The organism is Parabacteroides goldsteinii DSM 19448 = WAL 12034, from assembly GCF_000969835.1.
GTDB lineage: Bacteria > Bacteroidota > Bacteroidia > Bacteroidales > Tannerellaceae > Parabacteroides > Parabacteroides goldsteinii.
Window position 1 is genome coordinate 2,374,691 of the sequence record NZ_KQ033912.1, and the last position, 13,297, is coordinate 2,387,987.

Annotated in this window: 13 protein-coding genes; 12 read left to right on the forward strand and 1 reads right to left on the reverse strand. The window is 41.3% G+C overall.

Annotation, left to right across the window (positions count from 1 at the left end; translation table 11 throughout):
• The first annotated feature begins 23 nt into the window (after positions 1-23).
• From HMPREF1535_RS08705 to HMPREF1535_RS08760, 12 genes are all read left to right on the forward strand, one after another.
• Positions 24-2,786, forward strand: coding sequence for a SusC/RagA family TonB-linked outer membrane protein (locus tag HMPREF1535_RS08705; protein WP_046145885.1), 2,763 nt, complete (start codon positions 24-26; stop codon positions 2,784-2,786).
• An 11-nt stretch (positions 2,787-2,797) separates the two neighbouring features.
• Positions 2,798-4,438 carry a RagB/SusD family nutrient uptake outer membrane protein gene (locus HMPREF1535_RS08710; protein ID WP_046145886.1) on the forward strand — a complete coding sequence of 547 codons (1,641 nt, stop codon included), beginning with the start codon at positions 2,798-2,800 and terminating at the stop codon, positions 4,436-4,438.
• A gap of 90 nt (positions 4,439-4,528) precedes the next feature.
• On the forward strand, positions 4,529-5,986 hold the full coding sequence (locus tag HMPREF1535_RS08715) for a right-handed parallel beta-helix repeat-containing protein (RefSeq protein WP_010801134.1): 1,458 nt from the start codon (positions 4,529-4,531) through the stop codon (positions 5,984-5,986).
• Positions 5,987-6,793: 807 nt separating this feature from the next.
• The gene (locus tag HMPREF1535_RS08720) at positions 6,794-7,177 is read left to right on the forward strand and encodes a hypothetical protein (RefSeq protein ID WP_009860409.1); all 384 of its coding nucleotides are present in this window, start codon (positions 6,794-6,796) and stop codon (positions 7,175-7,177) included.
• Between the two features lies 1 nt (position 7,178).
• Entirely contained in the window at positions 7,179-7,601 is a 423-nt protein-coding gene (locus HMPREF1535_RS08725; RefSeq protein WP_046145887.1) for a PH domain-containing protein, read from the forward strand.
• Positions 7,598-7,984 (forward strand): hypothetical protein, encoded by a 387-nt coding sequence (locus HMPREF1535_RS08730; protein ID WP_010801131.1) that lies wholly within the window; start codon positions 7,598-7,600, stop codon positions 7,982-7,984. Before HMPREF1535_RS08725 ends, HMPREF1535_RS08730 begins: the two co-directional genes overlap by 4 nt.
• Before the next feature lie 10 nt (positions 7,985-7,994).
• Positions 7,995-9,344, forward strand: coding sequence for a dihydrolipoyl dehydrogenase (gene lpdA / locus HMPREF1535_RS08735; protein ID WP_046145888.1), 1,350 nt, complete (start codon positions 7,995-7,997; stop codon positions 9,342-9,344).
• A gap of 37 nt (positions 9,345-9,381) precedes the next feature.
• Positions 9,382-10,110, forward strand: coding sequence for a DUF4271 domain-containing protein (locus tag HMPREF1535_RS08740; RefSeq protein ID WP_046145889.1), 729 nt, complete (start codon positions 9,382-9,384; stop codon positions 10,108-10,110).
• Positions 10,107-10,874 carry a uroporphyrinogen-III synthase gene (locus HMPREF1535_RS08745; protein WP_044215119.1) on the forward strand — a complete coding sequence of 256 codons (768 nt, stop codon included), beginning with the start codon at positions 10,107-10,109 and terminating at the stop codon, positions 10,872-10,874. Before HMPREF1535_RS08740 ends, HMPREF1535_RS08745 begins: the two co-directional genes overlap by 4 nt.
• Positions 10,864-11,250, forward strand: coding sequence for a ribonuclease P protein component (gene rnpA, locus HMPREF1535_RS08750; RefSeq protein ID WP_046145890.1), 387 nt, complete (start codon positions 10,864-10,866; stop codon positions 11,248-11,250). The genes HMPREF1535_RS08745 and rnpA overlap by 11 nt, the downstream gene beginning before the upstream one ends.
• Positions 11,250-11,471 carry a membrane protein insertion efficiency factor YidD gene (yidD, locus tag HMPREF1535_RS08755; protein WP_009860402.1) on the forward strand — a complete coding sequence of 74 codons (222 nt, stop codon included), beginning with the start codon at positions 11,250-11,252 and terminating at the stop codon, positions 11,469-11,471. Before rnpA ends, yidD begins: the two co-directional genes overlap by 1 nt.
• A gap of 84 nt (positions 11,472-11,555) precedes the next feature.
• Entirely contained in the window at positions 11,556-12,245 is a 690-nt protein-coding gene (locus tag HMPREF1535_RS08760; protein WP_046146476.1) for a TatD family hydrolase, read from the forward strand.
• A gap of 243 nt (positions 12,246-12,488) precedes the next feature.
• Here HMPREF1535_RS08760 and HMPREF1535_RS08765 read toward each other — a convergent pair whose 3' ends face one another.
• Positions 12,489-12,815: a hypothetical protein gene (locus tag HMPREF1535_RS08765; RefSeq protein ID WP_046145891.1), complete on the reverse strand. Its 327-nt coding sequence runs from the start codon at positions 12,813-12,815 to the stop codon at positions 12,489-12,491.
• Positions 12,816-13,297 lie beyond the last annotated feature (482 nt).

Sequence of the window (13,297 nt, forward strand, 5' to 3'; positions counted from 1 at the left end):
TTGATAAATCATAAAAGCAGGTTATGAAAATAATAAAAGAAATATATGTAGCTGCATTTTTGTCTGTGTCTGTTTTCTCCTATGCACAGGATACAAAAATGATAAACCGTGGATTCAATTTATCCGGGCGTAGCGAAGAAAGTACGGCGGCAGTTTCCACGATATATATGGATGATTCTAAAACGTCTGATATTAATCCGGCTAATTCCCTGTATGGAAAACTTCCCGGATTGTTCAGTCTGCAAGGCTCGACTGTAGCATGGGATAATGATCCGACAATGTATGTGAGAGGTCTTGCCACGATGGGGGCAGGAACTCCTTTGGTTCTAATCGACGGTTTTGAACGCCCCCTCAGTTCCTTGTCACAGGATGAGATAGAGAGTGTTACGGTTCTGAAAGATGCTGCATCGCAGGCCTTGTATGGTGTACGGGGTGCAAACGGTGTCATTCTGGTGACTACCAAACGCGGTATTTTGGAAGGAATGAAAGTGCATGCAAGCTATCAGTTCGGGATAAATACTCTATTTCGTCTCCCCGATATGGCGGACGGATATACGTATGCATTGGCAATGAACGAAGCTTTACGGATGGACGGACTGTCTGCTTTGTATAGCAATTCTGATCTGGAAGCTTTTCGTACGGGTTCTAACCCGGAGCTTTTCCCGAATGTGAACTGGAAGGATGAAGTATTGAAAAATAAAGGAACGACTCATCAGTTTAATGCTTCTTTTACCGGAGGGGGAAAGAATGTGAGTTATTTTGCTGCAATCAATTACATCGGCGATAACGGTTTTATGAATGAGAACTATTTCAGCCCGGATTATTCCAGTCAGATGTCGTGGGATAAACTGAGTGCCAGGGCGAACCTCGATATTAATGCGACAAAACTCACGCTGGTAAAATTGAATTTGTTGGGTGAATTGTCGCAACATAATCGTCCGGCAACGGAGTATTCGACTTTGTTCCCGATGATCTATGATGTTCCGGCAGCGGCTTTCCCGGTAAAGACGAGTACTGGTGTATGGGGCGGTGATAATGTACGCAAAAATCCTGTTGCAGAATCGGTGGCTAAAGGTTTTTCCGTTGGAAATGACCGGGCTTTATATGCCGACTTGCGGATTATCCAGGACCTGTCGGTTCTTACTTCCGGTTTGAGTGCAGAGCTTGCTATTGCTTATGATAACCGGGCCAGCTATTGGGATAATAAAACAAAGAATTATCTGTATGAAAGTTTGCAGCCGGTCAGGGATAACGGAGGTACTATTACCGACATAACCCGTACACGTTACGGACAGGAAACGGATTTGTCTTTCAGTTCCAGCCTGGGATATCAGAACCGTGTAACAACATTCGAGGCAAAAGTCAATTACGAAAAAAACTGGCAGGATATGCATCAACTGAATGCTGCGGTCATTTATCATCAGGAAGAAAATTCCCTGAAAGGAATTAATAATACGTATAGACGGCAGAGTTATATAGGAAATGCAAGCTATGCTTATAAAAGCAAGTATCTGGCCGATTTGGTGTTGACTTATTCCGGGTCGAGTGTATTGGGAAGTTCTGATAAGTATGCATTTTTTCCTGCCGTTTCTGCCGGTTGGGTCATTTCTTCCGAAGACTTTATGAAAGAAGTTACAGCGATAGATTATCTGAAAGCGAGGGCTTCATGGGGTATTACCGGAAGTGACCGGTTTGCTTATGATTATGATAAATATTATTTCAAAACGGGCATCAGCTCCTATTTTTTCGGAGATAATAATAACTCTGTATCTGGTAATGGCGAGTTCCGTTTACCTAATTTGAAGTTGAAGCCGGAAACAGCCTATAAGTTTAACTTCGGTATCGATATGGAAGTATTCAAACGATTGTCTTTATCAGCGGATGCCTTTTATGAAAAGCGGACGAATATTCTGGTGAACTCCTCTGCTATTTACTCTTCCGTGTTGGGAGTCAGCACACCGATTTTGAATGATGGCGAAGTTAAGAACTATGGATTTGAAGCCGGTCTTTCCTGGCGTGACCGTATCGGAGATTTCACCTATATGCTGGCTGGTAATTTCACTTTTGCCCGTAATGAGATTGTAAATATGGACGAAGGATATAAACCGTATGATTACCTGAAAAATACAGGAAACCGGATCGGGCAGTATTATGGTTTGGAGGCTATCGGTTTCTTTCAGGATGAGGCAGATATAGCGGGCAGTCCTGCACAGTCTTTCTCCAATGTGGTTCCGGGCGATGTAAAATATAAAGACCAGAATGGTGATAAGGTGATCGATGATTATGATAAGGTGGCTATCGGTTACAGTACTGTTTTGCCGGAAATTATGTACGGGTTTTCTATTGGATTGGGATATAAGAATGTAAGTCTGAAAGCTGATTTCCAGGGAGTAGCCAACTATACGTTAGTTAGAAATATGTCAAGTATGTACCGTCCTTTGGTCGGTAATAAGAACGTCTCTCAACATTATCTGGAAAATCGCTGGACACCGGAGAATACCAATGCCCGGTATCCGCGTCTGACAACTAAACAGAATGATAATAATTTCAGGGAAAGTTCTATCTGGGCTGAAAACGGCAATTTCCTGAAACTGAGAAATGTGGAGTTGGCCTATACTTTACCTAAATCATGGGTAAACAAGATCAGACTCAGCAATATCAACCTGTTTGCCAGAGGTATGAATCTGTTTTCATTTGACCATGTGAAAGATATGGACCCGGAACAAATGTATGCTACTTATCCATCTTTCAGATCATATAACATTGGATTAACTCTTGATTTTTAAAAATAGACATTATGAATAAGAAAATATTATCTGCCATATTTGCTTTTGCAGTGTGTATGTCTTCCTGCAATTATCTGGATTATAATGAATCGTCCGGATTTGACAAAGAAGATATGTTCACCTATTTTGAAAGAGCAAAAGGTATGCTTACCACTGTATATTCATATCTACCCGCCGATTTCGGTAATTTTGACGGAGCGACCCGTGCAGCGGCGACCGATGAAGCGGAATATGCTTGGAATACATCGGGCATCATCCGGTATAATAACGGTTCGTGGAGTCCGATCCTGACAATCGATAATGTGTGGGGCACTTACTATACCGCAATCCGCTCTGCTAATATGTTTCTGAATAATTATCAGGAAGACTTCACCAATATTGAATGGAATGATAATTATGAGACTTTGATGCAGCAATATCAGTACTATCCGTATGAAGCTCGTTTTTTACGTGCCTTCTACTATTTCGAGTTGGCCAAACGGTATAAGAACGTCCCGCTGATTACGGAATGTCTGGAACTCGATGAGGCGAATAGCGTGACTCCTTCTGATTTTGATAAAGTGATTGATTTTATTGTCAGTGAATGCGATGAGATCATGGATAAGCTGCCTGTATCCTATAAAGATGTGCCGGGATATGAAACGGGCCGTATCACCCAGGGAGCCGTGATGGCCTTGAAATCAAGAACGTTACTGTATGCAGCCAGCCCTTTATATGCCGGGACGGCTGGTCAGGAAAAATGGATTGCAGCGGCTAAAGCGGCCAAACAACTGATCGATAAGGTTGAATCGGACGGGCGGTATCAACTGGTAGATGAACAGATATGGAATAATCTGGCTTCCAAAGAACTGATTCTGGAAACGCGCAGAGGTAATTCAAATGATTTTGAAAAACTGAATTTCCCTATCGGTTATGAGGGAGGAAACTCCGGAACCTGTCCTACACAAAATCTCGTGGATGCTTTTGAAATGAAGGATGGAAGCCGGTTCGACTGGGGAAACCAGGAACATATCGATAATATGTACAATCCGGAAAAGAGGGATCCCCGCTTGTTTAAGACTGTTCTGACGAATGGCTCTACTTTCAAGAATGCGGCTGTTGAGACTTTTGTAGGCGGTAAAAACGGAGCGCCTCTGGATGGTGCGACACCGACAGGCTATTATTTGAAGAAATATGTTGTCGAAACAATCAGTCTGAATCCGAACAATACGACTACCGATCGTCATGTCTGGATACTTTTCAGGTACGCAGAGGTATTATTGAACTATGCGGAAGCTCTTTATGAGGCCTACGGCAATCCGGACTATACGGATAATACGTTTACGTTATCTCCACGGGCAGCCATCGACAAAGTCAGGGCACGTGCCGGAATGCCGGGAGTTGCTTCGGATGATTTTCTTGAACGGATCAGGAATGAACGCCGGGTGGAACTCGCTTTTGAAGATCATCGGTTCTGGGATGTCAGAAGATGGAAAATCGCTCCTCAGACAATGGATATTTATGGGGTGAAGATTGAGAAACAGGGGGACGGATTGATCTATACCCGTCAGCTTGTTGACAAGCGTACATGGAGTGACAAGATGTATCTGTATCCTGTATCCAATGAAGAATTGTTTAAAAATCCACTTTTGAAACAAAATCCAGATTGGTAAGAATAGAATGAGCAGAGAAGCCACTCTAAACCTGTTTACGGTGGCTTCTCTTTATAATACCTCGATTTAGAAACAATAGAACTTTAGAAAATGAAAATGTACACTTTCGTACTGGCATTGTTATTATGTGCCTGTACCTCAACACAGCGAACCTTTTATGTGGATAGCATAACCGGAGATGACGCGAATAAAGGGTCTTCACCGACAGAAGCCTGGAAAAGTCTCGATAAACTGAACCAGCAAGTCTTTGAACCGGGTGATAGGATTTTATTTAAATCGGGGACTGAATATGTCGGGCAGTTTGAACCGAAAGGTAGCGGGAGCGAAGGAAAACCGGTGATGGTCGATAAATACGGAGACGGAGGGAAACCTATCCTGCATGGAGACGGTCAGAAACAACATACGATACTACTGGAAGGACTTGAGTATTGGGAGTTGAATAATCTGGAAGTTACCAATAAAGGGGAAAAACCGGATCCCGGTAGAAATGGTATTATTATTTATGCCTGGGATAAAGGTGACGTACATCATATCCATTTGAAAAACCTGACTGTCAGGGATGTGAACGGAAGTTGTATAAAGAATGAAGGAGCCGGAAACGGAATTTACTGGCATAACGGGGGAGATGAAGTGCCGACCCGTTTTGTTGATTTACTGATAGAGAATTGCCATATTTACCGTTGCCAGCGGAATGGAATAACCGGTAATGGTAATAGTGGGCGTGACAAATGGTTTCCCAGTTTGAATGTCGTTATCAGGGGGAACCTGATCGAGCAGGTTCCGGGAGACGGGATTGTTCCTATTGCCTGCGACGGTGCATTGGTAGAACATAATATAGTGAGGGATAGTCCTGATCTTCTGCGGATAGAAGATGCCGCTGCCGGTATCTGGCCCTGGAGTTGTGATAACACGATTATCCAGTTTAATGAGGTAAGCGGACAGAATGCCAAATGGGACGGGCAGGCTTTCGATTCGGATTACAATTGTCGTAATACCGTTATCCAATACAATTTCAGCCATGATAATGCCGGAGGTTTTGTGATGGTGTGTAACGAAGGCAATACTTTGGGTGAACCTTATAATATAGGAACGGAAAATACGATAATCCGTCATAATGTAAGTATCAACGACGGTTTGCGTGCTTATCCGACACGTCCCGGCTGGTTCTCTCCTGTCATACATATTTCCGGACCGGCAAAACAGACCGCTATTGAAGAGAATGTGATTGTTATTATGAAAAAGCCTTCACCGGAGATAGACCGTTCGGTACTTATCATGGATAACTGGGGAGGACCCTGGCCGGAAAATACGGTGTTCAATAAAAATATTTTTTATGTAATAAACGATGATCTGGAATATAAGTTCATAACAGGTAGCAGTAAATCTACTCAGTTTGATGGAAATGTCTTTTACGGCAATTTTATAAATAAACCGGATGATCGGAATGCTATCGAAAAAGAACCGGATTTTACTTCCGGATTTCCTTTTCATGAGAATTTCCCCGACTACCTGAGGGAGAAAGTGATTAAAAGGCTAAAACAACAATAGGGAGTGTTGTTTAAAAGAGAGTGAATTCCTTGAAGGATATTAGAATTCACTCTCTTTTTTTATTCTATTCCGATAACGTTTCCAATATCTGTCTTCTTGTTTCCCGAGATATTCGCCTTTTGTCGTGATCAGGATCACACCGAAGTTTGTCTGTTTTATTCTTAATGAGATTTTATCAAAATGTTATTTTACCCTGGCTGTGGTTCGCATATTTAAGTGTGGAGTCTGAACGTTTGATTTTAATGCGTTTCTCGGAGAGATAGGGAATATCGTAAAGATACATATTTGACGTAATGGTTGCTTTATGTTGCTGTTTTGTTGCTGATTGTATTGCTATTTTGTCTTAATAATATTTTTGTAGACATATTGTTAGTTGGAATTTAACAGGGTATAATGTTGTTGTAGAGTATAAAATCTGCTGTATAGCAGTTTTTTTCTACTCTAAATGAACGTTTTTTCCCCTTTAAACGAAATAATATCTCGTTTAAAATGAATATTATTTCGTTTTAAATGGATTTATATTTTGCTTTAGACGAATTTTGGAGTTTGTTTGGGAGTAGGAAAAAAGAGAAAAAGCAGGATTTGGTGTTAATATATGTTTATTTTTGAATGCTGGAACGACTCTTTTTTTGTTAATTGAAGTTACTGAAATAGTGCTTATTTTCTATTTTTGTTAGAATATCGTATTGTTTGATGTTATTTTGTATTATTTGTTTTTCTGCATGATAATATTTTAGTCCGGTAAACATTTTTATTGTGAGCAAAAATTCGTAATATTGCTTATTGCAAACTTTAATACATAAGGTTATGGAAAAGAAGACGTTTGGAAAGAGAATAGTGACCCCGAAGCATGTTGCGATAGCGGTCAGCATAGTAATCCTGTTTGGATTGTTTTATTTGAACCAGATACAGTTGATTGCTTATATTTTGATCCTGATTTTCATTATACCGGTATTTTATCCTTATAAGATCGATAAAGGTTATCTGACGCAAGGTAATTTTGTGGCGATCCCTATCAAGGATATAGAGAAGTTATTTGTAAAAGAGTCTGGTAGTGTCGTGATTTATTACACTAAACCTTATAAAGACAAGGAGTACACCAACACGGTCTATCCGGTCGATACCGAAGGATTTGTGGCTGCTTTACAACAAGTAAATGAAGAAATGACTATCTTGCGCGAAAATTCGTAAAATGGATAGAGTCTTTAAATCTAAGATCGGCTGGTGGTATCATTTATTGATTATTGTGCTGGCAGTATTGTGTGTAATATCTGTCTTACATCAGAATGTAGCGGCTATTGTTACATCGTTGGTTGCCAGCGCATTGACGTTGCATGTATTTTTTAATACCTATTATGTGATTACGGCAGACGGAATGTTGCTGCTCCGTTGCGGCTTCTTTCCTAAAAAAGAGATTGCCATCGCTGATATAGAGGCGTTACAACCTTCCATTCTGCCTGTATTTAGTTATTCCTTATCGTTGGACAGGATCGTTATCTGGAAAGAAGGAAAAATGTGGATGTTGATATCTCCGCAAAGCGAGAAAGAGTTTGTAAAGCTGTTGAAGAAAATTAATCCGGATATCGAGATTAAGAGTAATGCCGGGATATTATGAAAGCGAAATTTAAAAAAGATTTCAGTCACAAGGCGATATGGTTTCCTATTGTCTTATTTTCTGTTTTTTTATTGTTAGTCTTACTTTGTGTGGCGTTGACTTCACTCAGATTTGCATACTGTGGAGGATTACTAGGTTGTTTGCCTTTTATGATAGTGGCCTATTTGAAACCTTATGAGCTGACCGATATAAATGTACTTCAAGGAAACGGAACGATTCAGGTAGATCAGATTCACCGTATTCAAGAAATCGATAAAGGGATTAGGGTATTCTATACTTGGCCAGGAGGTAAGGCTGAACGGAAACGTTTCTTTGCTGTGAAAGATATCGATACTTTTATATCAACTTTATTAGAAATAAATCCAAATATAAAACTTAATTAAATCTGAAAACATGAAATACGACGTTGCTATAATCGGGGGAGGACCTGCCGGTTATACGGCTGCTGAGAGAGCGGCTGCCAGTGGACTATCCACTGTGTTGTTTGAAAAAAATGCCTTGGGAGGTGTCTGCCTCAATGAAGGCTGTGTTCCCACAAAAACATTGCTTTATTCGGCTAAAGTGTATGATACTATTAAACATGCACAGAAATATGCCGTTAAAGCGGAGAATCCTGCATTTGATTTTCCTAAAATTATTGCCCGTAAAAATAAGGTGGTGAAAAAACTGACTGCCGGTATCCGGATGAAAATGACGGAACATGGGGTTGTTGTCGTTAGTGGAGAGGCTGAAATTAAAGGGCGTGCCGCCGACGGAACTATCACTGTCGCCTGTGGTGAAGAAACTTATGAGGCAGCCAACCTGTTACTGTGTACCGGCTCTGAAACGGTGATCCCACCGATCCCCGGCCTGGCAGAAACTGAGTACTGGACGAGCCGTGAAGCATTGCAGACAAAAGAGCTTCCCGTATCCCTCGTTATTATCGGTGGCGGCGTGATTGGTATGGAGTTTGCCTCTTTCTTCAATAGCATGGGAACGGAGGTACATGTGGTAGAAATGCTGGACAAAATATTAGGTCCGATGGATAAGGAATTGTCCGATATGCTTCAGGCTGAATACGCAAAAAGAGGCATCAAATTCTATCTGAGCCATAAAGTGACAGCCGTTCACGATGGCGAAGTCACCGTCGAGAAAGACGGGGAGAGCTTTGTCATCAACGGAGAAAAAGTATTGTTAAGCGTTGGCCGCCGCCCGGTAACCAAAGGTTTCGGACTGGAAACGTTGGGTGTCGAGCCTTTCCGGAACGGTATAAAAGTGAATCAATACATGCAGACCTCTTTGCCGAACGTATATGCTTGCGGTGATATCACTGCTTTCTCTTTGCTTGCCCATACCGCTGTAAGTGAGGCGGAAGTCGCCGTGAAACATATTCAGGGAAAAGCCGGTGGCGGAATGAGCTATAAAGCAATACCGGGTGTTGTCTATACAAATCCGGAGATTGCCGGTGTAGGTAAAACTGAAGAAGAATTGCAGGCGGAAGGAATCCCTTATACGGTAAAGAAGTTACCGATGGCTTTTTCCGGTCGTTTCGTGGCAGAAAATGAGCAAGGAAACGGTGTCTGCAAGCTGATCCTGGCCGAAGATGAAACGGTAATTGGCGCTCATTTGTTGGGAAATCCAGCTTCTGAACTGATCGTGATAGCTGGCCTTGCCATCGAGAAAGGCATGAAAGCCGAAGAACTTAAATCAATCGTATTCCCGCATCCTACTGTCGGAGAGATAATCAAAGAAGCACTTTATTGATTTAAATCTCTATCTTTGCAAAGCTAAATCGCAGCGCATGGATATGTTTGAAGGGTATGTAGGCATTCGTTTATGGGACGGGCAGCTGGTGGATGATGTGATCTTCTCGCTGCTCTTGTCCCTGCTGATTGCCTTTGCTATTATATTTCGCTCTAATTTTCAGCATTTTGTAAAGATGCTGAAAGATGTCGTGTATCTGAAGGAGCGGCAAAACCTGTTTGACGAAACCATCGGTAAAAGTGGTTCTTTCTTCCGTAATTTTATGACTTTCCAGGCTTTGTTTCTTTGCAGTATTGCCTTGTTTGCAATTGCCCGGGCAAGAGGGATGGTCAATCATCTGGGAGAAAAGGAGGTACTCTTTGCCATTTTGATTATTTTTTCAGTATTATTTCTGTTTTACCAGTTCAAGCAGTTGAGTTATTATCTGTTAGGCTTTGTCTTTTCGCCCCCTGATAAATATAAATTCTGGAAGAAGAATTATAATGCAATTATGGGGTCCTGGGGGATGTTATTATATATTCCGGTCGTATGGTTAATGTTCGTAGGAAGTAAAACATTAGCTCCCGTAATATTGTTTTGTATTTTCTATTTTTTGTGTCGTTTTGTAATAATTTATAAGACAATACGGATATTTCACAAGAATAATGTCGGTTTTTTATATATTAGTTTGTACCTTTGCACCCAAGAAATCCTACCCCTCATATTTTTGTACGAAGGTATGATTTTTTTGTATAACTTTATTGAGACGAGTACTCTATGGCATTGAACATCAAAAAGTTGCTGGTATCACAACCGAAGCCTGCATCCGAGAAGTCACCGTATTTCGACATTGCAGAGAAATATGGGGTCGAGATCGACTTCCGTCCTTTTATCAAAGTAGAAGCTCTTTCTTCCAAAGAGTTTAGACAGCAGAGAATTTCTATTCTGGACTATACGGCAGTAATTTTTACCGCCCGTACAGCTATTGACCACTTTTTTCATTTATGTGAAGAACTACGTGTAGCCATTCCGGAAACAATGAAATATTTCTGTATGACAGAAGCTGTTGCAGTTTATCTTCAGAAGTATATCGTGTACAGAAAACGTAAAATCTTTTTTAGCCAGACCGGAAAGCCAGAAGATCTGGTGACTGTTATCGGAAAGCATGCGAAAGAAAAATATCTGGTGCCTGTATCCGATGTGCACAAAGATGATCTGTTGGCTATGTTGGAAGCTAAGAAAATCAACTACACAAAAGCTGTAATGTATAGAACGGTTAGTAACGAATTTGCGAAAGACGAGAAATTCGATTACGATATGTTGGTATTCTTCAGTCCTTCAGGAATCTCTTCATTACTGAAGAACTTCCCGAACTTTAAACAGGAAGATATAAAGATCGGCTGCTTTGGTCCTACGACAGCGAAGGCTGTGAAGGACGCCGGACTCCGGTTGGATGTGGAAGCACCTACTCCCGAGGCTCCGTCGATGACGGCTGCTCTGGATTTGTATCTGAAGAAAGAGTTGGGTGGAAACAAAAAGAATGGAAAATAAAAGGTATACCCTTTCTAAAGAAGAGCGCCTGTCGTGGAAACGTTACATTGACCTGTTATTTGAAAAAGGACAATCGTTTGTGGCGTTTCCACTGCGGGTTGTTTATTTACCGCTGGAGGAAGAGATGTCTGCTCCTGTCTCTATCCTGATCAGCGTCCCCAAGAAGAAATTCAAACGTGCCGTAAAACGGAACCTGATCAAGCGTCAGGTGCGTGAAGCCTACCGGGTACGTAAATACGATTTGATCGATCCGTTGACAGAAAAAAACAAGCGCATGCTTATTGCTTTCCTCTATCTGGATAAGGAAATCCATCCTTTTACCGATATGGAGAAAGCGATGACAAAAGCAATCAGGATATTGCGCGACAAGGAATAATGAAGAAATTCTTTACAACACTTCTCCTGTTGCCGGTTTATTTCTATAAATATTGTATCTCACCCATGACACCGGCTTCGTGCAGGTACACACCTACTTGTTCCGAATATGCTGTGCAGGCACTGAAAAAACACGGTCCCATAAAAGGTCTTTATCTGGCTGTCAAACGGCTGCTCCGATGCCATCCCTGGGGCGGAAGCGGATATGATCCGGTACCGTAAAATCGTTTCCCGGTTTCTTATTTTACTTCAAACTTCCTTTGAAAGAGATATTCTTCCGTCTATTTGTTATATTTGTCGTTCATTATGAATGAATTGAAAAGGCAGATAAATACTGTATATTATGATATACATGCTCACTCGGTACAGACTTCTGTGGTGGAGGATGTAGTGGCTTGTTACAATGTAATTGTAGGAAAAGGTGCTCTTTCAGATGTATCTTCCGGGCAACCTGTATCCTGCGGTATCCATCCGTGGTATATCCGGGAGGAGGCGGTGGTAGAGCAACTGGCGCGGTTCCGGGAATTGGCCCTGAATGAGCAAGTGATAATGATAGGAGAAGCCGGGCTGGATAAGCAAATATCCATACCGTTTGATTTGCAGGTCAAGGTATTTGAAGAACAGATTCGTGTTTCTGAAGAGTTGAAGAAACCCTTGATCATCCATTGCGTCAGGGCGTGGGAAGAGTTGATAGCCATCCGTAAGAAATGCGCTCCGTCTATGCCCTGGATCATTCACGGCTTCCGTAAAAAGGGAGAGCAGGCTGAGCAATTATTGAAGCAAGGCTTTTACCTCTCTTTTGGGGAACACTTCCAGGAATCGGCTTTGCGTAAAGCCTGGCCGGAATGTTTGTTGATTGAAACAGACGAATCCTCCTGTCCTATACAGGAAATCTATCAGCATATCGCTGCTGCCCTTCAAATATCTGTTGATGAGTTGGGTAACCAGGTTGAACTAACAGTACATCGTTTATGTTCCGGGGCTACCGCATCATAATCTTTTGTCCGTATCGTCTAATAGTTATTCCGACATGTATCCAATGACTTTTCATTTAGAGGTAGGTGTAAATCAATTTACACCTACCTCTAAATGAAAATAGACCTACCTCTAAATCTGTTTACACCTACCTCTAAGTAAAAAGACATTGAGAACTCTTCTCCTATTCATTGGAATAAAATGATCGGATCAATGGGATGAGAGATCATTTTCACATCTGATAATAAGTTCGTTTGATCCGCGTCAGTTGAACATACAGTTAAAGAGGTCTTCGTCCGTATTGTCGAGGAAAGAAACCCAATGCTGGTGTGTTTTTCGGTCGAAATAATGCAGTGCTCCGTTATTACAAAGGATATAGAGTGTATTGCCTGTTCTTAATGTCCCATAAATAGTGGTTAGCGGCATGACGAGGACAGGGTTTCCATCTGCTATAAATACCAGGCAACCGTTCAAAAAAGCAAATTCCCACTCCTCACAGATGGAGTAAAGAAAGGCGGCAATCTCACAGGGGCATTGTTGCGGGATGCGGTCGGCGATGTGGCGAAGTTGTACTAGTGTTTTCTTTTTCATATCCTACTGAATTTTAAGTCAGATATGTTTCGCAACCGCACAAAAAAGGGGCACGTAACATATACATAAACCCTAGCTGTAGGTACTGGAATACCCCAAAGATGAGAATACATAGTATGCCCGTACCCCCACTTATCGTAACAAAATTTACATAAGCGTGGCACGAACATCTAAATATCATCTTTGTTAAATTTCCAGTTTTACAGCTAGATAATTAAATGCTCTATAACAAATTACCGGATTTCTCCCCGGTAATGACAGCAAAGATAGAATATTGGTTTTAGATAGCAAAAATTATGGCTGACGGATTTATGAATAATTAGTATGTAGAAGAGAATAACTTTTAGTGGATGGTAATCTGCAATTTGGGTTATAATATATATAATCTGTCAACAAAGTGAATCTTTATTTTGATGCGGTTGTCTTGTTTATGTTTACTTTATGAATTGCGTATCCACATAAAGTCGTATCTTTGCCCGCAT